22 protein-coding genes, 1 tRNA gene and 1 pseudogene are annotated in these 22,565 nt (G+C 64.8%); 14 read left to right on the plus strand and 10 right to left on the minus strand.

What is annotated here, in order from left to right:
• Positions 1 to 358 precede the first annotated feature (358 nt).
• A complete protein-coding gene (locus PU724_RS15285; RefSeq protein WP_354419996.1) occupies positions 359 to 1,822 on the minus strand; it encodes a tyrosine-type recombinase/integrase in 1,464 nt (487 codons plus the stop codon).
• Positions 1,823 to 1,900: 78 nt separating this feature from the next.
• Positions 1,901 to 1,985 (minus strand) — tRNA-Leu (locus PU724_RS15290).
• 230 nt (positions 1,986 to 2,215) lie between these two features.
• Here PU724_RS15290 and PU724_RS15295 point away from each other — a divergent pair.
• Positions 2,216 to 2,806 (plus strand): YqaA family protein, encoded by a 591-nt coding sequence (locus PU724_RS15295; protein WP_354419998.1) that lies wholly within the window; start codon positions 2,216 to 2,218, stop codon positions 2,804 to 2,806.
• 200 nt (positions 2,807 to 3,006) lie between these two features.
• Positions 3,007 to 3,525 carry a disulfide bond formation protein B gene (locus PU724_RS15300; protein ID WP_127284371.1) on the plus strand — a complete coding sequence of 173 codons (519 nt, stop codon included), beginning with the start codon at positions 3,007 to 3,009 and terminating at the stop codon, positions 3,523 to 3,525.
• Between the two features lie 161 nt (positions 3,526 to 3,686).
• On the opposite strand, the gene PU724_RS15305 is transcribed toward PU724_RS15300, so the two are convergent.
• Together PU724_RS15305 and PU724_RS15310 are read right to left on the minus strand one after the other, a co-directional pair.
• Complete coding sequence (locus PU724_RS15305; RefSeq protein WP_010911702.1) at positions 3,687 to 4,244, minus strand: HNH endonuclease; 558 nt, start codon at positions 4,242 to 4,244, stop codon at positions 3,687 to 3,689.
• Between the two features lie 216 nt (positions 4,245 to 4,460).
• A pseudogene (locus tag PU724_RS15310) lies at positions 4,461 to 5,101 on the minus strand (DNA-3-methyladenine glycosylase family protein).
• A 97-nt stretch (positions 5,102 to 5,198) separates the two neighbouring features.
• Between PU724_RS15310 and gluQRS the strand changes: the two are divergent.
• Complete coding sequence (gene gluQRS / locus PU724_RS15315) at positions 5,199 to 6,074, plus strand: tRNA glutamyl-Q(34) synthetase GluQRS (protein ID WP_354420000.1); 876 nt, start codon at positions 5,199 to 5,201, stop codon at positions 6,072 to 6,074.
• A 140-nt stretch (positions 6,075 to 6,214) separates the two neighbouring features.
• On the opposite strand, the gene PU724_RS15320 is transcribed toward gluQRS, so the two are convergent.
• Entirely contained in the window at positions 6,215 to 6,529 is a 315-nt protein-coding gene (locus PU724_RS15320; protein WP_245493400.1) for a hypothetical protein, read from the minus strand.
• A 159-nt stretch (positions 6,530 to 6,688) separates the two neighbouring features.
• Here PU724_RS15320 and PU724_RS15325 point away from each other — a divergent pair, with 159 nt between their 5' ends.
• Positions 6,689 to 7,606, plus strand: coding sequence for a DMT family transporter (locus tag PU724_RS15325; RefSeq protein WP_354420002.1), 918 nt, complete (start codon positions 6,689 to 6,691; stop codon positions 7,604 to 7,606).
• Here PU724_RS15325 and PU724_RS15330 read toward each other — a convergent pair.
• Complete coding sequence (locus PU724_RS15330) at positions 7,576 to 8,427, minus strand: YihY/virulence factor BrkB family protein (RefSeq protein WP_354420004.1); 852 nt, start codon at positions 8,425 to 8,427, stop codon at positions 7,576 to 7,578. The two genes, PU724_RS15325 and PU724_RS15330, sit on opposite strands and share 31 nt — an antisense overlap.
• 83 nt (positions 8,428 to 8,510) lie before the next feature.
• Between PU724_RS15330 and PU724_RS15335 the strand changes: the two genes are divergently transcribed.
• From PU724_RS15335 to PU724_RS15365, 7 genes are all read left to right on the plus strand, one after another.
• On the plus strand, positions 8,511 to 9,344 hold the full coding sequence (locus PU724_RS15335) for an SDR family oxidoreductase (protein ID WP_127284366.1): 834 nt from the start codon (positions 8,511 to 8,513) through the stop codon (positions 9,342 to 9,344).
• A 23-nt stretch (positions 9,345 to 9,367) separates the two neighbouring features.
• Entirely contained in the window at positions 9,368 to 9,559 is a 192-nt protein-coding gene (locus tag PU724_RS15340; RefSeq protein WP_126058117.1) for a twin transmembrane helix small protein, read from the plus strand.
• A gap of 129 nt (positions 9,560 to 9,688) precedes the next feature.
• Complete coding sequence (locus PU724_RS15345) at positions 9,689 to 10,270, plus strand: cob(I)yrinic acid a,c-diamide adenosyltransferase (protein WP_127284365.1); 582 nt, start codon at positions 9,689 to 9,691, stop codon at positions 10,268 to 10,270.
• Positions 10,271 to 10,301: 31 nt separating this feature from the next.
• On the plus strand, positions 10,302 to 11,111 hold the full coding sequence (locus PU724_RS15350) for a rhomboid family intramembrane serine protease (protein ID WP_127393211.1): 810 nt from the start codon (positions 10,302 to 10,304) through the stop codon (positions 11,109 to 11,111).
• 172 nt (positions 11,112 to 11,283) lie between these two features.
• Positions 11,284 to 12,033 carry an electron transfer flavoprotein subunit beta/FixA family protein gene (locus PU724_RS15355; RefSeq protein WP_127393210.1) on the plus strand — a complete coding sequence of 250 codons (750 nt, stop codon included), beginning with the start codon at positions 11,284 to 11,286 and terminating at the stop codon, positions 12,031 to 12,033.
• Between the two features lie 23 nt (positions 12,034 to 12,056).
• Entirely contained in the window at positions 12,057 to 12,986 is a 930-nt protein-coding gene (locus PU724_RS15360) for an electron transfer flavoprotein subunit alpha/FixB family protein (protein ID WP_127284362.1), read from the plus strand.
• A 119-nt stretch (positions 12,987 to 13,105) separates the two neighbouring features.
• Entirely contained in the window at positions 13,106 to 13,984 is an 879-nt protein-coding gene (locus tag PU724_RS15365; protein ID WP_127284361.1) for a 3-hydroxybutyryl-CoA dehydrogenase, read from the plus strand.
• Between the two features lie 40 nt (positions 13,985 to 14,024).
• Here the strand turns inward: PU724_RS15365 and PU724_RS15370 are convergent, their stop codons facing one another.
• From PU724_RS15370 to PU724_RS15380, 3 genes are all read right to left on the minus strand, one after another.
• The gene (locus tag PU724_RS15370; RefSeq protein ID WP_426213320.1) at positions 14,025 to 15,956 is read right to left on the minus strand and encodes a PAS domain S-box protein; all 1,932 of its coding nucleotides are present in this window, start codon (positions 15,954 to 15,956) and stop codon (positions 14,025 to 14,027) included.
• Positions 15,957 to 16,153: 197 nt separating this feature from the next.
• Positions 16,154 to 16,792, minus strand: a complete 639-nt coding sequence (locus tag PU724_RS15375) for an NrsF family protein (RefSeq protein ID WP_354420010.1) — start codon at positions 16,790 to 16,792, stop codon at positions 16,154 to 16,156.
• A 1-nt stretch (position 16,793) separates the two neighbouring features.
• Complete coding sequence (locus PU724_RS15380) at positions 16,794 to 17,330, minus strand: sigma-70 family RNA polymerase sigma factor (RefSeq protein WP_127284440.1); 537 nt, start codon at positions 17,328 to 17,330, stop codon at positions 16,794 to 16,796.
• A gap of 204 nt (positions 17,331 to 17,534) precedes the next feature.
• On the opposite strand from PU724_RS15380, the gene PU724_RS15385 reads away from it, so the two are divergent.
• From PU724_RS15385 to PU724_RS15395, 3 genes are all read left to right on the plus strand, one after another.
• The gene (locus PU724_RS15385; RefSeq protein WP_128272528.1) at positions 17,535 to 18,545 is read left to right on the plus strand and encodes an iron ABC transporter substrate-binding protein; all 1,011 of its coding nucleotides are present in this window, start codon (positions 17,535 to 17,537) and stop codon (positions 18,543 to 18,545) included.
• Between the two features lie 175 nt (positions 18,546 to 18,720).
• Positions 18,721 to 20,298, plus strand: a complete 1,578-nt coding sequence (locus PU724_RS15390) for an ABC transporter permease (RefSeq protein WP_354420013.1) — start codon at positions 18,721 to 18,723, stop codon at positions 20,296 to 20,298.
• A complete protein-coding gene (locus PU724_RS15395) occupies positions 20,295 to 21,377 on the plus strand; it encodes an ABC transporter ATP-binding protein (RefSeq protein WP_127312141.1) in 1,083 nt (360 codons plus the stop codon). The genes PU724_RS15390 and PU724_RS15395 overlap by 4 nt, the downstream gene beginning before the upstream one ends.
• 119 nt (positions 21,378 to 21,496) lie before the next feature.
• Here the strand turns inward: PU724_RS15395 and ugpC are convergent, their stop codons facing one another.
• Positions 21,497 to 22,561: a sn-glycerol-3-phosphate ABC transporter ATP-binding protein UgpC gene (gene ugpC / locus PU724_RS15400; protein ID WP_354420015.1), complete on the minus strand. Its 1,065-nt coding sequence runs from the start codon at positions 22,559 to 22,561 to the stop codon at positions 21,497 to 21,499.
• Positions 22,562 to 22,565: the final 4 nt, after the last annotated feature.

The following is a 22,565-nucleotide window of genomic DNA, read 5'->3' on the forward strand; positions in this document are numbered from 1 at the left end:
AAACAGTCCCTTCGGGCTACGCGAGACTGATGGGGCGACTTGCCATGCCCAGCTTGATTGCTCAGGCAGCAGCACCGTCTGTCGGAGCGTTATTGTTGGAGCATGTGGGCGCTCACGGCACGCTAGCAACTCTCGTTGGTTTGGCGCTGCTGAACGTCGGGCTGGCGTGTAGCCTCGGCTGGCTGATCTTCCGTCGTCGAACCGTGCAGGTTCAGATGCAGTAATTCTTCACGACCGGCCGGGCTGTCACGAGTTTGGACCCCATGAGCCCCGCCGGCCAATTGCCCTTTTGGAAGGGGCTTGGACGACCAATAGGGCTCGAAGGTTGTCGCGCTCTCAACCCGGCACGGCAAGGCCATCACGCGGTTCCTAGGAGCGCCCGCCGCATCGCTCGCGTAGCGACCTCAAGTCGTCTCTCAGGCCCGCCGTATCGCTCAGCCATGCCGCCCATCGTGTGCCCAAGGATCAGGTTCTGGTCCTGCGTGTCCACCTCGGCGAGATCAAGCGCGTCTTCCATGTTGTGTCGGAGGGAGTGTGTAACCTTCTTAGGGTTCTCGGTGACCTCCCGGACGTGCTTCATCAGCGCGGCAGACGCCTTCGTGTTCCCACCCTCGACGCCGTAGCGTAGGAACAGCATCGGTCCCTTGGTGCGCTGGAGGGCTTCTTTGGCTGCCTCAAGTGCGTCGCCTATCAGGGGCACCCGACGCCTTGACGGGTCAGTTTTGACGCGCCTGTCCTCGTGCCACTCGACCTCGATGTACGGCATCGGCTCGTCCGTCTTGACGTCGGCAACACGCAATCCAGTGACCTCGGCAAGCCGGCAACCAGTGCCCTCCAACATCCTCCAGATCAACAGCAAGTCGGGCTGCTTGGAACTGGCCGCTAGCCGGCGCCTGATCTGCCTCACTTCGCCCTTGGTGAAGGGCAGCCTCTTGTTCTTCTCGGTCGTATCGCCGCCGCGCCCGGACCCCAGCACCGGCAATCCTGTGAAATGGTTCGTCAGCCCGTGAAGCTCGCTCACTTCTCTGATGGCGTGGTGGATGATGGCGCGTATGTCATTCAGGTAGCGGTCGACAGTCGACTTACTCCTGACCTCGCCCCGTATGAAGTCCTGAACCTTCCGCGCCTGCTCACGGGTGATGCTGGTGACCGCGATCTTGTCCGGTTGGGTGTCGAGGGCCTTCGCGATGGCTCTTACCGCGCGCTCGGCCCGCTGCTCGTCCTTCTTGCGTTCCAGCGGTTTCGGCTCGTTCAACGCAAAGCGGTCCTTGAGGTAAAGCCGCTTGGCGTCTTCCAAGGTAGTCGCCGGCGGCTTAGGTGTCTCGCTGCTCATGAGCAGCCTCACCAGTTCGGTATCGGCAGGGGATACGCCTTCAGGGTGGTCAGGAGCATTTAGGCCCATGTCGTAGACCTTCGCTGGGCGATACTTCGCCGCGATGCCCTCAGCCAGAACGTCCCGCTTGATCCATTCGGCCAAGTCGTCCGGGTCGTCGGGGTCGCTGCCCTCATACGGATTGACGCCCCATTCCCGGAGCTGCTTCAGCCCCTCATCAAAAGCCTCGCGCGGTGTCTGAACGCTTCCCTTGGTTGCGTCGCTTTTGAGAGATCGCCATGCCTTGGCCAGTTCCTCCTCAACGCGGCGATGAACCTTCGGGAACTCCTTCATGGCCGCTGCGAGGGTCTTCCCCAGCGGCAACACGATCTCGCCCTTCCCAAGGACGCCCTTCAACTTGACATCGACCGCGCGCCTGTAGCGGTAAGAGGTGCTGCCGGTCTTCCTGCTTCGCCTGCGCTGAAGATACTTCTCTGACACCGTACCCATTCCTGTTCCTCTTGATGTACCTCAGAGGAACGACAAACCATTGAAACTGTTTGATTTATTAGCTTCCAAGCGCTCAAATGGTGCCCCTAGCCGGGATCGAACCAGCACTCCTTGCGGAACTCGATTTTGAGTCGAGCGCGTCTACCAATTCCGCCATAGGGGCTCAGGCCGGGCGGCCTGGATGGGCGCGGACTATACGGTTGCGGGCCTGTTCGTCAACTGGCGAGTTTCCCGATCCGCATCTTGCCCGCGACCAAACTTCACCTTTCGGTTTCGTGAAGGTGCTGCCATTGTGCGGCGCGGAAAATCTTTCTAGACAAGCGGCGCGCCGATGCATGTCGCCCGACATGCTGGGCGCAGAGCTTGAAGGGCGGCGAAATCACAGGAGAGCCGATGCTTCGCGGACTTTACGACTGGACGCTCTCGCTGGCGGCGCGCAAATCGGCCGAATGGTGGCTGGCCTTCATCGCCTTCGTCGAGAGTTCCGTCTTCCTGGTGCCGGCCGACGTGCTTTATCTGCCGATGGCGTTGTCGAAACCGGAGCGCGCCTACCGCTATGCTTTGATCGCCACCATCGCCTCGGTGCTGGGTGGCATTTTCGGCTGGTTCATCGGCCACTACGCCTATGAGGCGGTGGCCAAGCCGATCCTCGAATTCTACGGCAAGTACGACGAGTTCGAGGCATTGCGGACTTCTTCCGGCATCGGCTTCATCATCCTGATGCTGATCACCTCGGGCGCCGCCCATTTGCCGCCGATCAAGGTGGTGACGATCCTGTCCGGCGTCATCGGCGTCAATCTGCTGCTTTTCATCGGCCTTGCCATCGTCGCGCGCGGCGCCCGCTTCCTGCTCTTGGCCTGGCTGCTACGCCGCTATGGCGAATCGATCAAGGAGTTCATCGAGAAGCGCCTCGGCATGATCGTCGGCGCCGGCGCCGCTGCCCTTATTTTGCTCTATATCCTCGTCAGATACGCCCACGCCTAGCGCAATTCCAGGAAAGGTGCGTAGCGGTTTTCCGTCCGGAATTGCGTCAAAACAAATCTAGAGCCGGATGATTTCAGGTCGAATCGACCTGAAATCTGAATCCGGCCCTAAAGCAAAGAGATAGAGCATGATGTCGCCCGAAAACCGCTTCACACTTTTCGGCATCATGCTCTAGCGACCAAGCCAACGGACCACCATCGATGACAGCGATCATGAATGCCGACACCGGACGCCAGCGGACGCGCGCGGCGCTGTTTCTCGCCGTCGCCATGGCCGCCACCGTCGGCTCGGCACTCGCCTTCCAATACATTGGCGGCTACATCCCCTGCCATCTCTGCCTGGAGCAGCGCACCCCCTACTACATCGGCGCGCCGTTGATGCTGCTGGCGGTGATCGCCTCGCTGCTCAAGGCGCCGGCGTGGCTGACGCGCGGCCTGCTTGGCCTCGGCGGCCTGCTGATGCTCTACGGCCTCTATCTCGGCGTCTATCACTCCGGCGTCGAATGGGCCTGGTGGCAAGGCCCGGCAGACTGCACCGCCGGCGCCGGCCCGGTCGACACCGGCGGCAAGGGCGTGCTCGACGCGCTCGACAAGTTCGTACCGCCCTCCTGCGACAAGGCGGCGCTGCGCATCCTCGGCCTGTCGCTGGCCGGCTGGAACGCCATCGCCAGCTTCATCCTCGCCGCTGTCGCCTTTCGCAGCGCGTTCGCGCGGGATTGACCCCGATGGAAGGGCGCAACACGGAGTTCGTCCAGAAATTCGCCAGCCCGGATTGGCTGGTGCGGCTTTCGAGAACCGGAGCGGAGCGTACTTAAGTACGTGAGCACCGGAAGCGCAGAAAGCTGCGGCAGACGGCCGGGCTCGCGGATTTGTGCCGAACTCTAAGGCTCCAGTTCGACATCCCAGTACAGATAATCCATCCAGCTTTCGTGCAGATGGTTGGGCGGGAACAGGCGGCCGTTGTTGTGCAGGTCGTGCACCGTCGGCTGATAGGGCTTTTGCAGCGGCCACATCTTGGCATGCGCCGGCATCATGCCGCCCTTCCTGAGGTTGCAGGGCGAGCAGGCGGCAACGACATTCTCCCAGGTCGTGGCGCCGCCGCGATGGCGCGGGATGACATGATCGAAGGTCAAGTCGTCAGGCGTGCCGCAATACTGGCACTGGAAACGGTCGCGCAGGAAGACGTTGAAGCGGGTGAAGGCCGGATGCCTCGACGGCTTCACATAGGCCTTCAGGCTGACGACGCTGGGCAGCTTCATCGAGAAGGTCGGCGAGGAGACGGCATGCTCGTACTCGGCGACGATGTTCACCCGGTCGAGGAACACCGCCTTGATGGCATCCTGCCATGACCAGAGCGACAGCGGGTAATAGCTGAGCGGACGGTAGTCCGCGTTCAGCACCAGTGCTGGAAGCCCATCCGGAGATACGGCAACCGTCACGTCGTTGACCTCCTTGGCTCCGCGCATAACCCCGAAAATCGAAAGGATCATGCGCAACTTCAAAAGTCTTACGGCGTCTTTTTCGCATCCAACCGGATGCGCGCCGCCGTAACCGATCGGCGCGGATACTGTAAGCCCGACATGACAGGGATGTGAAGCGGATTGTCGCGCGCCCGAAATGTCAAAAACGCATGATTTTAGGGCTTTTTTACGGATTTACGCCGGTGGCGCGGCGTCCCTGCCCGCGTCTCACGGTAGTAGGCCCAGAAAAGCCGCGACGCGACACCTCGCCACGGGCTCCATGATTCGGCGAGGCGGATAAGCGTTTTCTCCGGCGGACGCGGGTCGATGCCCAGCGCGTGGCCGACCGCGCTCTGCAGCGCGACGTCCCGCGCCGGGAAGACGTCGGGATGGCCGGCGGCGAACAGCAGGTAGCATTCCGCCGTCCACGGCCCGATGCCGGGCACCGCCGTCATCGCCGTGATCGCCTCATTGGCATCGAGCCGGCAAAGATGATGGAGGTCGAGACCTTCGGCGACAGCGCTGGCGACAGCGATCAGGCCGCGCTGCTTCGGCCGCGACAGCCCGACCTCGCGAAAGATGTCCTCGCCGGCGGCAAGCACCGCCTCCGGCGTCAGCGGATCGAGCAGCCGCACCAGCCGGCCGAAGATCGCGTCTGCGCTGGCGCGCGACACCTGCTGCGAGACGATGATCGAGGCCAGGCTCCTGAACCCAGGCTCGGAAAGCCTGAGCGGCACCTCGCCCGCCATGCCGCGCACCTTCTCCAGCCGCGGGTCGAGCCGGCAGAGCGCGTCCAGCCCTTGCGCGATGTCGTCGAGACTGGCGATGCGTTGCATGTTTGCTTGTTTCCAGGACGCGCACGAAGTGGCAATTGATGGCCGTGCAAAGTAGCAACCGGCGAAAGCGCCGCACAACCCGATTGCCGCCAAAGAGATGACGCTGCTGACATTCCGCTTCGCGCCGAGCCCGAATGGCGACCTGCATCTCGGCCACGCCTATTCGGCGCTGCTCAACCAGAGGCTGGCGGAGACGGCGGGTGGGCGTCTGCTGCTGCGCATCGAGGACATCGACACGACGCGCTGCACGCCGGAATTCGAAGCCGGCATCTATCGCGACCTGGAATGGCTGGGGCTGGAGTGGGAGCGGCCCGTGCGTCGCCAGTCCGACCATTTCGCCGAATACCAGGCGGTGCTCGACCGGCTGGTCGGCGAGGAGCTCGTCTACCCTGCCTTCATGAGCCGTGGCGAGATCAGGGCCTATATCGCCGACAGCGACAAGCGCGGCCGCGACTGGCCGCGCGACCCCGATGGCGTGCCGCTCTATCCCGCCATGGACAAGGCCTTGCCCATCAGCGAACGCCAGCGGCGGATCGCCGAGAACGCCCCCTTCGCCTGGCGGCTGGATATCGAAAAGGCGATGGCGCGTGTCTCGAGCGACCTGTCGTGGACCGAATTCAGCGATGAGACGCTCGGGGCCACGCGGCGCATCGAGGCGCGGCCGCGGGACTGGGGCGACGTGATCCTGGCGCGGCGCGACATCCCGACCAGCTACCACCTCGCCGTCGTCGTCGACGACGCCCTGCAAGGCATCAGCCAGGTGGTGCGCGGCCAGGACCTGTTCCTGGCGACCAGCGTTCAGCGCCTGCTGCAGGACCTGCTCGGCCTCGATCGGCCGGCCTATTTCCACCATCGCCTGGTGCTCGGCCCGGATGGCCGCAAGCTGTCGAAGAGCCTTGGCGACACCGGCCTCGCCGCGCTCAGGCAAGCCGGCGCGTCGCCGGACGACGTCCGGCGGCTGGTCGGTCTCTAGGATTCTTCGAGGTGGGTATGCTGAGATTCAGGTCAGGCCGCCTGGCATAAGTGGTACGGCGTCCTTAGCGCGTCCAACAGGACGCACGGCGCCGTACAGGCACAGGAGCCTGCCGTTCGCAGGCCGGCCTCACCTGAATATCACCAACGCGCCAGGCCGGCCTTTATCAGCGCCATGCTGCTGATGAAGGTGAAGGCGCCGCCCAGGCCCCAGGCGACCGCGATCTTGAGGTCCCTGAGGCTGATGCCGTGTTCATTGGCGACGATCACCGCGAGGAAGAAGCCGGCCGTGAACAGCAGCGTGTTGCCGGTCGAGCCGAAGCCGTCGTCCTGCATGATGGCGTCAAGCGCGGTGCCGAAGAAGAAGCCGAAGACGGCGACGGTCGCAACCGTCATCAGCAGCCAGCTCGTGTCGAGATGCAAAAGCATGCCTGCCCATGGCGCGCTGAACGCCATGCCCCTTGATCCATCGACAACTTGTCGGTTGCCGTGGCGCCCTATGTTGAATTCGGATGAGCTTATGGATCAATCGTTTCGTTTTGATTGCCGGATTGAACGGCATTAGAGCAATCTCGCTAGTCACCTCTTCACGAAGCAACGGGCCCTTCCCCGAACATGCACAGCATCAAGCGGTTCATACCCGCCTCTTTCGTCGTCCTTTGGGCGACCGGCTTCATCGGCGCGCGCTATGCCATGCCCTGGGCCGAGCCCTTCACCTTCCTCGCCGCGCGCTTCATCCTGGCCGCCATCCTGCTCGCAATTCTGACGATCGTGCTCGGCTCGAAGAGGGCGAGTCGAGCCGAGGCCTGCCATGCCGCGCTTGCCGGCGTGCTGATGCACGGCGTCTATCTCGGCGCCGTGTTCTGGGCGATCCACAGGGGCATGCCCGCCGGCTTTTCGGCGCTGATCGTCGGCCTGCAGCCGCTGATTACGGCGGTGCTTGCCGGCAAGTTCCTCGGCGAGGCGATCCTGCCGCGCCATTGGACGGGCCTCGCCGTCGGGCTCGTCGGCGTCGTCATCGTGCTGTGGCCGAAGCTCGGAGCCGTTGGCGGCGGCGTCACCGCCGCCACGCTGACCGCCTCACTGATCTCGGTGCTGGCCATGAGCGCCGGCACCGTCTGGCAGAAACGCTTCGCCTCCGGCGGCGACCTGGTGACTGCGACGATGTGGCAGTATGTCGGCGGCGCCGCGCTGATGGCGCTCGCCTCGCTCGCCTTCGAGACGCGCACCGTCACCCTCAATGGCGAGCTGATCTTCGCCATGGCCTGGCTGGTGCTGGTGCTCTCGATCGGCGCCATCTTCCTGTTGATGGTGATGATCCGCGACGGCGAGATGTCGAAGGTCGCCTCGCTGTTCTACCTGGTCCCGGCGGTCACCGCGGTCATCGCCTGGGCGCTGTTCGGCGAGCATCTCAATCTGCTGCAGATCGTCGGCATGGCGATCGCCACGCTCGGCGTCGGCCTGGCGACCGCGCGGCGGCCAGGACATGATCCGGAACAGGCTCAACTGACGCGGGCGCGCGCCTCGAGATAGCGGCTGATCGCGGCATTGAGTTCGCCGCCGAGGATGAAGATCGCCGAGACGATGTAGAGGAAGACCACCGCGATCATGATCGAGGCAAGGCCGGCATAGGTCGTCACATAGGACGAGAAATGGTCGAGATAGGTGGCGAAGATGGTCGAGCCGATCAGCCATGCCGCGAGCGTGAAGATGATGCCCGGCACGATCGAAAGCAGGCGGCGCTTGCCCGCCGGCAGCCAGAAATGCACCGAGAACAGGCCGATGACGATGACCGTCGAGGCGATGACGTAACGCCATAGCGTGATCGTGCCCATATAGGGCCTGATCCAATCGAGATGGGCCTCGGCCAGCCGCGCCAAAAGCGGCGCGAACACCAGGAGCACGCTGATCGCCAGGAAGCAGGCGGTGGCGATCAGCACGAAGATGATGCTCTGCACGCGACGATAGATGATGCCGCGCGTTTCCGACACGCGATAGGCGCGGTTGAGCGAGGTGCGCAGCGCCTCGATGCCGTTCGAGGCGAAATAGGCGGCAAGCAGCACACCGTAGGTCAAAAGGTCGGTGCGCCGCACGGTAAGCACGTTCAGCACCTCGCGCGCGATCGGCTTGGCGATCTGCTCCGGCCAGGTGTCGAAGACGAGGTGCACGGCGGTGTCGGCGAAGGCCTGCGCGCCGAGGAAGCTCGCCAGGGTCGTGGCGAAGATCAGGAACGGAAACAGCGCCATCAGCGAGGTAATCGCCAGATGGCTGGCCATCGCCCAGCCGTCATCGGCGTTGAAATGACCGATCGCGTCATAGAGCACGCGGCGCAGGGCGACGATCTTCCGCAACACGTACCGCGTTCCCTTCGATTGTCTCGACGCCGCGAATATGGGAAGTGAATGCGGCAAATGGCAACCCTAGGTCAAACCACGCCGTGAACGCGCCGCGCACCATCATCGTCACCGGCGCCTCTTCCGGCATCGGCGCCCATTGCGCGCGAGCGCTGAAGGCGGAAGGCTGGCGGGTGTTCGCGACGGCGCGCAAGCCGGCCGACATCGCCGCGCTCGAGGCCGACGGCATCGAGACCTTCTATCTCGACTATCGCGAGCCGGCCTCGATCGAGGCGCTGGTCGCCTCGGTGTTGGAGCGCACCGGCGGAGGGCTAGACGCGTTGTTCAACAACGGCGCCCACGCGCAGCCGGGCGCCGTCGAGGACCTGCCGGTTTCAGCGTTGAAGGAGCAGTTCGAGGCCAATCTCTTTGGCTGGCACGACCTCACCCGCCGCATCGTACCGGTGATGCGCCGCCAGGGCCATGGCCGGCTCGTCCATTGCTCTTCCATCCTCGGCCTGACGCCGGTCCGCTTTCGCGGCGCCTATTCGGCCTCAAAGCATGCGCTGGAGGGCCTGATGCTGTGCCTGCACCAGGAGCTTGAGGGCAGCGGCATCCATGTTTCGCTGATCGAGCCGGGTCCGGTGACGTCGAAGATCGCCTCTAACGGGCTGTTCTGGTTCCTGAAGAACATCGACCACGAGCACTCCGTCCACCGCGCCGCCTATGAGGCGCAGTTGGCGAGGCTGAGGGCCGGCGGCAGCGTCTCGCGCCTGAAACCCGGACCAGAAGTGGTTCACACCGCCTTGCGCCATGCGCTTCTGTCGCGGCGCCCGCGCCCACACTATGTGGTAACGGTGCCGGCCAGGATCGGCGTGGTCCTCAAACGCATATTGCCGGCGTCGATGCTCTACCGCCTGCTTGCCAAACGCGCCTGAACGGAACTGATTGGAAACAGACTATGGCAACCGTCTTCAATATCCTCGCCGTCCTCGTCATGCTCGCCGTGGTGTTCGTGCTGATCCGCGGCCTGATCAACATGTTGCGCGGCGGCTCCAGCATGACCTCGAACAAGCTGATGCAGGCGCGCGTGCTGTTGCAGTTCATCGCCTTGGTGCTGATCATGCTGGCGGTGTATTTCACCCGCAAGTGAGGGTATCGGTCGTTCGAGCGGTTCAGCTTTTCATAGAATCGCCGACCCGCTCTATCTATTTGTTTTGACGCAATTCCGGACGGAAAACCGCTACGCACTTTTCCTGGAATTGCTCTCGGGAGGGCGCATTTGGTCAAGCTCAACAAGATCTACACCCGCACCGGCGATGACGGCACCACCGGCCTCGGCACCGGCGAGCGGCGGCTGAAATCCGACCTGCGCATCGACGCCTACGGCACGGTCGACGAGGCCAATGCCTGCATCGGCATGGCCCGCATCCACACCGTTGACGGCCATCCCTCGATCGACGCCATGCTGTCGCGCATCCAGAACGACCTTTTCGATCTCGGCGCCGATCTCGCCGTGCCGGATGACGGCAAGCCGCTCGGCTATGAGCCGTTGCGTATCGTCGCCTCGCAGACCGATCGCGTCGAGAAGGACATCGACCTCCTCAACAAGGAGCTGCAGCCGCTCAAATCCTTCGTGCTGAACGGCGGCACGCCGGCGGCGGCCGCACTTCACCTTGCCCGCACGGTGGCGCGGCGGGCCGAGCGGATCATGGTGGCGCTGGCGCAGGACCCCGGCGAGCCGGTCAACCGCGAGGCGATCAAGTACATCAACCGCGTCTCCGACTTTCTGTTCGTCGCCGCCCGGGCGGTCAATGACAATGGAAAGGCCGACGTGTTATGGGTTCCCGGCAAGAACCGCTGACTCCACGTGGAAGCGGAAGGGCCAGGGTCTCATGTTCATCCCGCTATACGACACCAACAGGCTGCGTCACATCCACCTGCAATATGTGACGATCGGCCTGATCGTCGCCAACGTGCTCGTCTATTTCGCCACCACGCTCGGCGGCGAGGATTTCACCAATGCCGCGGTGCTCGGCCTCGGTTTCATCCCCTCCGTCGTCCATGACAGGGTCGAGCTTTCGCCCGAATTCGTCGTCATCCCGGAGAGCCTGAGCTACCTGACCTATTCCTTCCTGCACGCCGACATCTTCCACCTCGGCGGCAACATGCTGTTCCTGTGGGTGTTCGGCGACAATGTCGAGGACGCCCTCGGCCATATCCGCTATTTGATCTTCTACCTCGCCTGCGCCATTGCCGGCGCCTTCTTCCAAGGGTTGGTGGCCTGGGATTCGCAGGTGCCGCTGATCGGCGCCTCCGGCGCCATTGCCGGCGTCGTCGCCGCCTATCTGATCCTCTACCCAAGGGTGAAGGTCTGGGTGCTCGCCTTTGCCCGCATTCCCTTGCGCATCCCGGCCTTCATCCCGCTGATCCTGTGGATCGTCTTCCAGATCGTCATGTTCGCCGCCGGCGGCGAGGACCAGGTCTCCTGGGCCTGCCACATCGGCGGTATCATCGCCGGCTCCGTTCTGGTGCTGGTCCTGCGCAACCGCGGCGTGCCGCTGCTCGCCGGCGCGGACGGGGAACCCGAACCTGCGCCAGACGTCGAGCAGGCGCCCGTCCCGGCCGAACCAGCCGCCAGCGCTCCAGCTGCGGCGCAGCCCGCGCCACAGTGGGGTCGAGGAGCCGCTTCAAGCCAGGACTGAACCGATTTGAGTGCGTCGCGGATATTGACGCGCCCGATTCCCGCCACTACGGAAACGCCACCGCAACGGCGGATGAAGTCCAGAATTCCGTCTGGAATGTCGGCTTTCGACAACTCTGACCCGGCGCGCGCTGCTATAGCGCGCCCAAAATCTTGAAAGAGGTGACAGGAAAATGAAGATCCTTGTGCCCGTGAAGCGGGTTGTGGATGCCAACGTGAAGGTCCGGGTGAAGTCGGACGGTTCGGCGGTCGAGCTTGCCAATGTGAAGATGGCGATGAACCCGTTCGACGAGATCGCGGTCGAGGAAGCGATCCGCCTGAAGGAAGGCGGCAAGGCGGAAGAGATCATCGTCGTCTCGATCGGCCCGCAGCAGGCGCAGGAAACGCTGCGCACCGCGCTGGCCATGGGCGCCGACCGCGCCATCCTGGTCAAGACCGAAGAGCAAACCGAGCCGCTCGGTGTCGCCAAGGTGCTGAAGGGCGTGGTCGACGCCGAGCAGCCCGGCCTCGTCATCCTCGGCAAGCAGGCGATCGACGACGATAGCAACCAGACCGGCCAGATGCTGGCGGCCCTGCTTGGCTGGGCTCAGGGCACCTTCGCCTCCAAGGTCGAGCTCGCCGGCGATCATGCCAAGGTGACGCGCGAGGTCGATGGCGGCCTGCAGACGGTGGAGCTGAAGATGCCGGCGATCGTCACCGCCGACCTTCGCCTCAACCAGCCGCGCTACGCCTCGCTGCCCAACATCATGAAGGCCAAGAAGAAGCCGCTCGACGAGAAGAGCCCGGCCGATTACGGCGCCGACGTCAAGCCGCGCCTCAAGGTGATCAAGACCGAGGAGCCCGGCGGCCGCAAGGCGGGCGTCAAGGTCAAGAGCGTCGCCGAGCTGGTCGAGAAGCTCAAGAACGAAGCCGGCGTGCTGTAAGCGATCGGGAAAGGAACACGAAAATGGCTATTCTCCTAATCGCAGAACACGACAACGCCAGCCTTTCCGACCAGACCGCCAAGGCGCTGTCGGCGGCGCTGCAGATCGGTTCGGACGTGCATGTGCTGGTTGCCGGCAAGGGCGCCAAGGCTGCCGCCGACGCCGCCGCCAAGCTCAAGGGCGTCGGCAAGGTGCTGCTCGCCGAGGCCGACGAACTGTCCGAGCGCCTTGCCGAGCCGCTCGCCGCGCTCGTGGTTTCGCTCGCCGGTTCCTATGACACGATCATTGCGCCGGCGACCTCGGCGGGCAAGAACGTCGCGCCGCGCGTCGCCGCCCTGCTCGACGTCGCGCAGGTGTCCGAGATCATCGAAGTCGTCTCGCCCGACACCTTCAAGCGTCCGATCTATGCTGGCAACGCCATCCAGACGGTGCAGGCAACCGACGCCAAGAAGGTCATCACCGTGCGCACCGCCTCCTTCCAGGCGGCGCCCGAGGGCGGCTCGGCTTCGGTCGAGACGGTCAGCGCTGCGGCCAATCCGGGTCTGTCCTCCTTCGTCGAGAACAAGCTTTCCGAGACCGACCGTCCGGAGCTGACCTCGGCCAAGATCATCATCTCGGGCGGCCGCGCGCTTGGTTCCTCGGAAAAGTTCCAGGAGGTCATCCTGCCGGTCGCCGACAAGCTCGGCGCCGCGGTTGGCGCTTCCCGAGCCGCGGTCGATGCCGGCTACGCGCCGAATGACTGGCAGGTCGGCCAGACCGGCAAGGTGGTCGCTCCCGACCTCTACATCGCCGTCGGCATTTCCGGCGCCATCCAGCACCTCGCCGGCATGAAGGATTCCAAGGTCATCGTCGCCATCAACAAGGACGAGGAGGCGCCGATCTTCCAGGTCGCCGACTACGGCCTCGTCGGCGATCTCTTCGTCATCCTGCCGGAACTGCAAAAGGCGCTTTGACGCTCTCTGCGGAAGCGTATTAAATTGTGAAGGGCGGGGTAGACGAAGTCGCCCCGCCCTTTTAGTTTGCACCGCACAAAAAGCAGGCCGCAAAGGCCTTTTTCGACGGGATCGCTGTTATGAGCAAGATCGAGACGATCGGCATCGTCGGCGCGGGGCAGATGGGTGGCGGCATCGCCCATGTCTCGGCGCTATCCGGTTACAAGGTGCTGATCTACGATATTTCGCCCGACCGCATCGAGAAGGGCATCGCCACCATCAGCGGCAACATGGCGCGCCAGGTCGGCTCCGGCAAGCTCGAGGAGAAGGCCCGCAACGAGGCGATGGGACGTATTTCGGCGGCCGCCGCGATGGCCGATCTGGCCGGCGCCGATCTGGTGATCGAGGCGGCCACCGAGGACGAGACGGTCAAGCGCAAGATCTACGCCCAGCTCTGCCCGCAGCTCAACCCCGAGGCGATCCTGGCGACGAACACCTCGTCGATCTCGATCACCCGGCTGGCCGCGCAGACCGACCGGCCTGAGCGCTTCATCGGCATACATTTCATGAACCCGGTTCCGGTGATGAAGCTGGTCGAGCTGGTGCGCGGCATCGCCACCGAGGACCAGACCTTCGAGGCCGCCAAGGCCTATGTGAGGCATCTCGACAAGACGGTGACCGTCTCCGAGGATTTCCCCGCCTTCATCGTCAACCGCATCCTGCTGCCGATGATCAACGAGGCGATCTACACGCTCTATGAGGGCGTCGGCACGGTCGACGCGATCGACACCGCCATGAAGCTCGGCGCGAACCATCCGATGGGGCCGCTGCAGCTGGCAGACTTCATCGGCCTGGACACGTGCCTGTCGATCATGCAGGTGCTGCATGAGGGCCTGTCGGATTCGAAATACCGCCCCTGCCCGCTCCTGGTGAAATATGTCGAAGCCGGCTGGCTCGGCCGCAAGACCGGCCGCGGCTTCTACGATTATCGCGGCGAGCATCCGGTCCCGACGCGCTAGCAATTCCAGGCCGCCGGATTGCCTGAAAGCCCGGCGCTCCTCAGGACGCCGCGGCGAACGGCTTGGGCGTTTCCGCCTGTCCGTCTTGGGTTTCCTCGTCCGGCGCCATGGAAACGCAGCCTCGCCCGGCGGCCTTGGCGGCATAGCAGGCGGCGTCGGCCCGCGCGATGATCTCGTCCACCGCGCCGCAGCCGGGGCGGATCGGGGCGAGCCCGATGCTGGCGCCGATCGAATGCGGTCGGCCATCCCAGGTGAAATTCAGGCCGCGGATCGCGTCGATGATCGAGCGCGCCGCGATCTCGCCGCTGGCGGCCGAGCCTGACTTCAGGATGACGGCGAATTCGTCGCCGCCGAGGCGGGCGACGATGTCATCGGGGCCAATCACGCGACGGATGGCATTGGCGACCTGCTTCAGCAGGGCGTCGCCGGCGGCGTGACCGCCGGTGTCGTTGACCTGCTTGAAATGATCGAGGTCGATGAACATGAACTGATGCTCGCCGTCGCCGGCGGATCCTGTCGCGCCGGCTTTGCCGGCGTGATCGACCATCTCCTCCATGACACGGATGAAATTGGAGCGGTTCGCAAGGCCGGTGAGCGCGTCATGCGCAGCCGCATGGGCGAGCTGGCGCTGCAGGGCGCGCGCATCGGTGAAATCCTGGAAGACGATGACCAGCCCGCCGAACTCGGCGCGCTCGTTCATGATCGGCGACACCACCTGGCGGATGCTGCAGCGCGTGTCGTCGCGCCGGATAAGCACGGCGCGGCTGTTCTGGTCGGTGGGGCTCGGGCTGCCGGCCGAAGGCCGCGCCACGCCGATCCGCTGTCCAGTTTCCTCGTCGACGGCCCAGTAGACATGGCCGAGCGTCTTGCCGAGCGCCTCGCCGGCCGCGACGCCGGTCAGCTTTTCGGCGACCGGGTTCATGAAGGTGACGCGATTGGCCGCATCCGTGCAGATGACGGCGTCGCCGATCGACTGCAGCGTCACTTTCAGCCGTTCCTTTTCGTCGGCCAGCATCGCCGCCGAGACGATGAGCCGCGCTTCGGCCTCCTTGCGCTGGGTGATGTCGGTAAGGCTGCCGATGGCCCGGGTCAGCCGCCCATCGCCGTCACGCTCCAGGGCCTTGCCGCGGTCGAGGATCCATATCCAACGGCCATCCTTGTGGCGCATGCGGTACTCGGCCTCGAAAAAGGGCGTCTCGCCGGCGAGATGAGCGCGATCGGCATCGGCCACGACCGCACGGTCATCCGGGTGGATCATCGTCAGCCAGCGATCGGGATCGCCGTCCAGCTCGCCGTCGGCATAACCGAGCAACTTCACCCAGGTGGCGGAATAGGTGGTGCCGCCCTTGCGCAGATCAAAGTCCCAGACGCCCTGACCGGCGCTGGCCAGCGCGAAATTCCAGCGCGTTTCGGCCTCCGCGATGCGCGCCTCGGACTTCTTGCGGGCGTCGATGTCCTCGATCTGCGACACCAGGTAGAGCGGCCGGCCGCTGTCGGCGTCGCGGATCACCGAGCCGGCAAGTTGCGCCCAGACCGGTGTCCCGTCCTTCTTGAGATATCGCTTTTCGAAGTGAAATGAATCGATCTTGCCTTCCTTCAGGCTCACCATGGTTTCCCGGCCGATCTGCAGGTCGTCCGGATGGGTGATCTGGAAAAAGGTCAGCGCCTCGATTTCCTCGCGGCTGTAGTCGAGCATGGCGGCAAAGGCCGGATTGGTCTGCACGATGCGGCCGTCGAGCCCGACGATGGCGACGCCGATCGCCGAATCCTCCATGGCGCGGCGGAAGCGCTGCTCGCTCTCGGCGATCTGGCGGCGGTCGTCGACGATCTGGCGGATGAAGAAGGCGGCAAGGAACAGCGACGCCGCGATCATTGCGTCCGATACCTGCAGGCTGAGCTTGAGCGTCTCGGCGCTGAGATCGAGGCGCGACGACAGCATCGAGGCCGCGGCGGCGACAAGGCCAACCGCCATCAGGATCAATGCCGCGTATCTGCCGGCCCGCGGGCCCTTCCAATTCCACCGCGTCACAACGCGTTCCACCCCAATGCGCAATTGCACGTCGATGCAACCCTCGCGGATCGATTTTAAGGAAAGGTTGCATGGGGGACGGAAGCGGCGATGCCAACCGGCAAACAATTGCCGGCATGATTAAGGATCGGTATGCGCCGCTACCAGCGCACGAAAAACCGGCCGCCAAGCGCGCCGAGACCGGTGAGGATGACGACCGCGAGCGTATACCAGGTGGCGACGAAAAGCGGCGAGTCGTCGAAGCAATGCGCGGCATAGAAGGTCGCTGAAATCCCGCCGGCGAGCAGGCCTGCGACCGCCCCCGCCAGCACCGGCCGCGTCGGGGCGCCATGGCGCAGCACCCAAAGAAAGACGGCGAGCGGCCCGAGGCCGATCAGCGGGATGAACGCCATGCAGATCATCATGTTGGAGCCGACCAGTCGCGTGCCCCATTCGGCGCGGGGCACCGCGAAAAGCTCGAGGATCACCGCCACGCCCACCAATGCCGGCGCGAGCGCCATCCAGGCGGTTGCCCTGGCCGTCGGCGCGCCGGGGCTCGACAGGGCCCTGATCAGGCCAAACGCGCTGACGCCGAGCGCGATGGTGAAGACGAATTTGGACAGGAAACGCATCGTGTGCATGGCGACCATGAGGTCCGGACGCGGGCCGATGGTCAGCCAGAACACGGCGGCCGCGACCACCGCCGCCACGGCGACGGCCATCCGCCAGGCGGAGCCGAGCGGCATCGCCTTGCTGCCGACGTCGGCGTCGAGCGCCTTGATGAGATCTTCGGTCCTCATGTCACTCCCGCCCGAAGCGTTTGGCGATGGCGGCAAGGCCGCGATGCAGCGACACCCTGACCGCCGTCTCCGTAATGCCGAACTTCGCCGCCGTCTCGCCGATCGAACGGCCCTCGACCGACACCGACGAGACCACCGAACGCTGTGCCGGCGGCAGGCTCTCCAGCACGCGGTTGATGTCGCGTTCGCTCACCGTCTCCGTTTCCGGCTCGGCGAAGGTCTCGGCGATCTCGTCGATCTCGACCTCGATGCGCCGCCCGCGCCGCCGGAAGGCGTCGATCAGCTTGAAGCGCGCAATGGCGTAGATCCATGGCAGCACCGGCGCGTCCTGGCGCCAGGTATGCCGTTTGACGTGAATGGCCAGCAAGGTTTCCTGCACGACATCCTCGGGGTCGACCCCGCCCTGAACGATCTTGCGCCGGGCAAAGCCGCGCACGAGAGCGGCCGTCCGGGTCAGAAAGTCGGCGTAAGCCCTTTCGTCTCCCGCGATCGCGGCCTTGAGCAACCGGGAAAGCTCGGCCTCGTTGTTGCCGGTCACAAGAGTTTTCTCCCCCGATGTTCGCGCCTCGGCGCTGATTTGTTACGTGGCCAGCGAAATAATGTCCAAGCCAAAGTGCCGCAAAATCACGAAAGGTTGCGCCCCGGCGACCGAATGAAGCAGGCCCGCAATGTTGACTAGCTTAATCAGGTATTGGTAGGTGCAGCCGTGCAAACCAAGACCATCAGATCGAGGACGACGCCCATGAGATTTGCCCTTTCCACGCTTGCCGGCGCCACGGCGCTGGCGCTCGGCCTGCTTGCGGCTCCGGCGCTGGCGGAAGATGATGCCGGTATCGTCGTCTACAACGCCCAGCACGAGAGCCTGGCGAAGGAATGGGCCAAAGGCTTCACCAAGGAAACCGGCATCAAGGTGACGCTGCGCAATGGCGGCGACAGCGATTTCTCCAACCAGATCGTCGCCGAGGGCGCGGCCTCGCCGGCCGATGTGTTCCTGACCGAAAACTCGCCGGCCATGGCGCTCGTCGAGGCTGCCGGCCTGTTCGCGCCGGTCGACGCCGAGACGCTGGCGCAGGTGCCGCCGGAGTACCAGCCGGCCACCGGCAAATGGGTCGGCGTCGCCGCCCGCAGCACGGTCTTTGCCTATGACAAGACCAAGCTCAAGGAAGACCAGTTGCCCAAGTCGCTGCTCGACCTTGCCGATCCGAGCTGGAAGGGCCGCTGGGCCGCGTCGCCTTCGGGCGCCGATTTCCAGGCCATCGTCAGCGCGCTGCTGCAGCTCAAGGGCGAGGCCGCCACGGCCGACTGGCTGAAGGCGATGAAGGAGAACTTCACCGCCTACAAGGGCAACAACACGGTGATGAAGGCGGTCAATGCCGGCGAGATCGAAGGCGGCGTGATCTACCATTATTACTATTTCGGCGATCAGGCCAAGACCGGCGAGAACAGCAAGAACATCGCGCTCCACTATTTCAAGAACCAGGATCCGGGCGCCTTCGTCTCGATCTCCGGCGGCGGCGTGCTGGCTTCGAGCAAGCATCCGAAGGAAGCCCAGGCGTTCCTGAAATGGGTGACCGGCAAGGGTGGCCAGGACGTGCTGAAGAACGGCACCTCCTTCGAATACGCGGTCGGCAAGGGCGCCGAGTCCAACCCCAAGCTGGTGCCGCTGGCCGACCTGCAGGCGCCGAAAGTCGATCCGACGACGCTGAACTCCAAGAAGGTGACCGACCTGATGACGGCAGCCGGCTTGCTTTAGTTCGCGTTCGTCCTAAAAGGGCAACCGACTGCGCTCCTGCGGGACTTCGCTTTCCGCGGGAGCGCTCTGTTTTAGAGATGGCATCGTCGATGACGACAAGCTGCGTTTCTGGCTGCGACAAGCGCGCCTTCGGCCACCTTCGTCCGCGGGCCGAAGCGGCGCGGCATCGGGTCTGATGCAAGCGGCGGTCGACCTCACCCGATCAGGCCTGCCGGCCGCCGGACGCGCGCGGCAACGGCGCTCGGCGTCCTGGATCCTGCTCGCCGCCGCCTTGATCTCGCTGCTTGCGCTGCTGCCGCTGGCCTTCATCGTCTGGATCGCGGTGCAGACCGGCTGGGAGACCGTCTCGGCGCTCATCTTCCGCGCACGTGTCGGCGACCTCGTGATCAACACCATCATGCTGGTGGCGCTGGCGGTTCCGATCTCCATCGTCCTTTCGGTGGCGCTGGCCTGGCTGACCGAGCGCAGCGACCTGCCCGGCGCCCGCCTGTGGGCATGGCTGTCGGTGGCGCCGCTCGCCATTCCGGCCTTCGTCCACTCCTATGCCTGGATCAGCCTGGTGCCGGGACTGCATGGCCTGTGGGCCGGCGTGCTGGTTTCCATCATCGCCTATTTCCCGTTCCTCTATCTGCCCATCTCGGCAGCACTGCGCCGGCTCGACCCCGCACTGGAAGACGCCGCCGCCGCGCTTGGGCTCGGTCCGTGGCGGGTCTTCGCGCGCGTCGTGCTGCCGCAGCTGAGACTGGCCATCTGCGGCGGTTCGCTGCTGGTCGGCCTGCATCTGCTGGCCGAATACGGCCTCTACGTCTTCATCCGCTTCGACACCTTCACCACGGCGATCGTCGACCAGTTCCAGTCGACCTTCAACGGGCCGGCCGCCAACATGCTCGCCGCCGTGCTGGTGACATGCTGCTTCGTGCTGCTCGGGCTTGAGGTTCTGGTGCGCGGCGAGGAGCGCTATGCCCGCGTCGGTTCGGGCGCCGCCCGCCAGCAGCAGCGCGCCAGCCTTGGCCGCGCCACGCTGCCATGCCTGGCCCTGCCCGCCATCGCCGCGCTGCTTTCGCTGGGCGTGCCCTTCGTCACCATTGGCCGCTGGCTGATCGCCGGCGGCGCCGAGGTCTGGCGCCTCGACGAGATCGGCCTGGCGCTCGGCCAGACACTTGTCCTGGCGCTCGCCGGCGCGCTGCTCGCCACCATCGCCGCCATGCCGATGGCCTGGATCTCGATCCGCGCGCCCGGGCCGTTGCAGCGCCTGCTCGAAGGCTGCAACTATATCGTCGGCTCGCTCCCCGGAGTCGTCATCGCGCTGGCGCTGGTCACCATCACCGTGCGCATCGCCATGCCGCTCTACCAGACCCTGTTCACCATCCTCTTCGCCTATGCGCTGATGTTCCTGCCGCGCGCTTTGGTCAGCCTCCGAGCCTCGATCGCGCAGGCGCCCGTCGAACTGGAGCGGGCCGCATCGAGCCTCGGCCGGGCGCCGCTCAAGGCGCTGTGGTCGACGACCATCCGCCTGTCGGCGCCGGGCGCCGCGGCCGGCATGGCCATGGTGGCGCTCGGCATCATGAACGAGCTGACCGCCACCCAGATGCTGGCGCCGAACGGCACCCGGACGCTCGCGATGGCATTCTGGTCCTACAGCGGCGAGATCGACTACGCCTCGGCCGCCCCTTACGCCTTCATCATGGTGGCGATGTCGCTGCCGCTGACCTGGCTGCTCTATGTCCAGTCGAAGAGGATGGCCGGACGATGAGCTTCCTCGAACTCAGCGGCGTGGCCAAGCACTATGGCCCGGTGGCGGCGCTGGCCGGCGTCGACCTCAGCGTCGCCAGCGGCAGCCGCACGGCGATCGTCGGGCCGTCCGGCTGCGGCAAGACCACCTTGCTCAGGCTTATCGCCGGTTTCGAGGCGCCGGACCGAGGCAAGATCGTGCTCGACGGCGAGGTGCTGGCCAATGGCGGCGCCGCCGTGCCGGCGCACCGGCGCGGCATCGGCGTGGTCGCCCAGGACGGGGCGTTGTTCCCGCACCTCACCATCGCCGACAATATCGGCTTCGGCCTGGCGCGAAACGCCGACAAACGCGCCGAGCAGATCGTCGAGCTCGCCTATATCGTAGGGCTGGACAAGGCGATCCTGAGGCGGCGTCCGCACGAGCTCTCCGGCGGCCAGCAGCAGCGCGTGGCGCTTGCCCGCGCCATGGCCATGAAGCCGCGCCTGATGCTGCTCGACGAACCGTTCTCGGCGCTCGACACCGGCTTGCGCGCCTCGATGCGCAAGGCGGTGGCCGAACTGCTGGAAATCGCCGGGATCACCACCATCCTGGTCACCCACGACCAGGCCGAGGCGCTGTCCTTCGCCAGCCAGGTGGCGGTGATGCGCGACGGCCTGTTCTCGCAGGTCGGTACGCCGCGCGAGCTCTATTTCCAGCCGAAGGACAGGATGGTCGCCGAGTTCCTCGGCGACGCCATCATCCTGCCGGCCAGGATCGCCGACGGCTTCGCCACCTCGCCGCTCGGCCGCATCGCCGTCGACACCGCCGAGCGCCGCGATGTCGCCCGCATCATGCTGAGGCCGGAACAGGTGCTGTTGAAACGGACCTCGCGCGAAGGCATGTCGGGAACGCCGGACATGCTGTTCGGCGAGGTGACGGAATCCGAATTCGCCGGCTCGATGTGCACGATAGCAGTGCGGCTCCTGAACAGCCCCGATCCGCCCGACGCCGCGGCGATCGGCAACACGCCGCTGATCCTGCGCAAGCCCGGCATCGACGCGCCGGCGCTTGGCGAGATCGTGCGGCTGACCGTCTCCGGCAAGGCGCATGTCCTTGCCTGAAGGCATCAAGTTAAGCGGCTTGCCTACCGCAATTCCAGGAAAGGTGTGAACGGTTTCCGTCCGGAATTTCGTCAAGCCAGGGAGATAGAGCGTTTCGCCGTTTCCGTGAAACGGCGAAACTAGCTGAGGCGCCTGCCATTCTGATCGAACCAGTGCAACTTCTCGGCTCTGATACCGACGAGCAAATGATCGCCGGCCTTTACCAACGTGCGGCCGCCAACGCGTATCACTACCTTGGCATCGGCAGCGACGCAGTGCAGGAAGCTCTCCGCACCGACCGGCTCTACTGCCTCGACCATTGCAGGCAACATCAGGGCCTCGGATCGGCCTACCGCGTCGGTGGTGAGTTCGGCATCCTCGGGTCTGAAGCCTAACGTCGCGGCCTGCTCAGGCGCCAAAAGCTCAATCAACGAACTCCTTTCCAGCTCCGTTGCGGACCTTCCTGCGCTCAAGGAGAGCAAGTTCATGGGCGGCGCGCCAATGAAGGAAGCGACAAAGGTCGAGGCTGGCTTCTCGTAGACGTCGAGCGGAGCGCCAATCTGCTCGACCAGTCCTGAGTTCATGACGACAAGCGTATCGGCCAAAGTCATGGCCTCAAGCTGGTCGTGAGTAACGTACACCGAGGTGACGCCGAGCCGGCGCTGCAAACTTTTGATCTCTACCCGCATTTGGCCGCGCAGCTTGGCGTCGAGATTGGAGAGCGGCTCGTCGAACAGGAAGACTTTCGGATTGCGCACGATGGCCCGGCCCATGGCGACACGCTGGCGCTGGCCGCCGGAAAGCTCGCGTGGGCGCCGGTCGAGCAGCCCCGACAGTTCCAGCACTTTCGCGGTGGACCGAACCCTGCTGTCGATCTCGGCTTTCGGCGTGCCGCGATTGCGCAGGCCATAGGCCATATTGTCGTAGACCTTCATGTGCGGATAAAGCGCATAATTCTGGAAGACCATGGCAATGTCGCGTTCGGTCGGACCGATGGCATTGACGATCTGCCCGTCGATCGCAACCGTTCCCGACGAGATGGTTTCAAGCCCCGCGATCATCCTGAGCAACGTGGACTTGCCGCAGCCGGAGGGACCCACCAGAACGCAAAGCTGCTTGTCCGGAATGGCGATGGAAACGCCTTTCACGGCCTCGACGCCGCCGGCATAGACTTTCCTCACATCGTTCAGATCAACGGTTGCCATCGGC

Source organism: Mesorhizobium abyssinicae (assembly GCF_049887195.1).
Lineage (GTDB): Bacteria > Pseudomonadota > Alphaproteobacteria > Rhizobiales > Rhizobiaceae > Mesorhizobium > Mesorhizobium abyssinicae.

Coding starts and splice junctions, on each gene's coding strand:
- PU724_RS15285 (WP_354419996.1), bottom strand. CDS start 1,822: ATGGGTACGGTGTCAGAGAAGTATCTTCAGCGCAGGCGAAGCAGGAAG.
- PU724_RS15295 (WP_354419998.1), top strand. CDS start 2,216: ATGCTTCGCGGACTTTACGACTGGACGCTCTCGCTGGCGGCGCGCAAA.
- PU724_RS15300 (WP_127284371.1), top strand. CDS start 3,007: ATGACAGCGATCATGAATGCCGACACCGGACGCCAGCGGACGCGCGCG.
- gluQRS (WP_354420000.1), top strand. CDS start 5,199: ATGACGCTGCTGACATTCCGCTTCGCGCCGAGCCCGAATGGCGACCTG.
- PU724_RS15320 (WP_245493400.1), bottom strand. CDS start 6,529: ATGGCGTTCAGCGCGCCATGGGCAGGCATGCTTTTGCATCTCGACACG.
- PU724_RS15325 (WP_354420002.1), top strand. CDS start 6,689: ATGCACAGCATCAAGCGGTTCATACCCGCCTCTTTCGTCGTCCTTTGG.
- PU724_RS15340 (WP_126058117.1), top strand. CDS start 9,368: ATGGCAACCGTCTTCAATATCCTCGCCGTCCTCGTCATGCTCGCCGTG.
- PU724_RS15350 (WP_127393211.1), top strand. CDS start 10,302: ATGTTCATCCCGCTATACGACACCAACAGGCTGCGTCACATCCACCTG.
- PU724_RS15355 (WP_127393210.1), top strand. CDS start 11,284: ATGAAGATCCTTGTGCCCGTGAAGCGGGTTGTGGATGCCAACGTGAAG.
- PU724_RS15360 (WP_127284362.1), top strand. CDS start 12,057: ATGGCTATTCTCCTAATCGCAGAACACGACAACGCCAGCCTTTCCGAC.
- PU724_RS15365 (WP_127284361.1), top strand. CDS start 13,106: ATGAGCAAGATCGAGACGATCGGCATCGTCGGCGCGGGGCAGATGGGT.
- PU724_RS15370 (WP_426213320.1), bottom strand. CDS start 15,956: ATGGCGGTTGGCCTTGTCGCCGCCGCGGCCTCGATGCTGTCGTCGCGC.
- PU724_RS15375 (WP_354420010.1), bottom strand. CDS start 16,792: ATGAGGACCGAAGATCTCATCAAGGCGCTCGACGCCGACGTCGGCAGC.
- PU724_RS15385 (WP_128272528.1), top strand. CDS start 17,535: ATGAGATTTGCCCTTTCCACGCTTGCCGGCGCCACGGCGCTGGCGCTC.
- PU724_RS15390 (WP_354420013.1), top strand. CDS start 18,721: ATGCAAGCGGCGGTCGACCTCACCCGATCAGGCCTGCCGGCCGCCGGA.
- PU724_RS15395 (WP_127312141.1), top strand. CDS start 20,295: ATGAGCTTCCTCGAACTCAGCGGCGTGGCCAAGCACTATGGCCCGGTG.
- ugpC (WP_354420015.1), bottom strand. CDS start 22,561: ATGGCAACCGTTGATCTGAACGATGTGAGGAAAGTCTATGCCGGCGGC.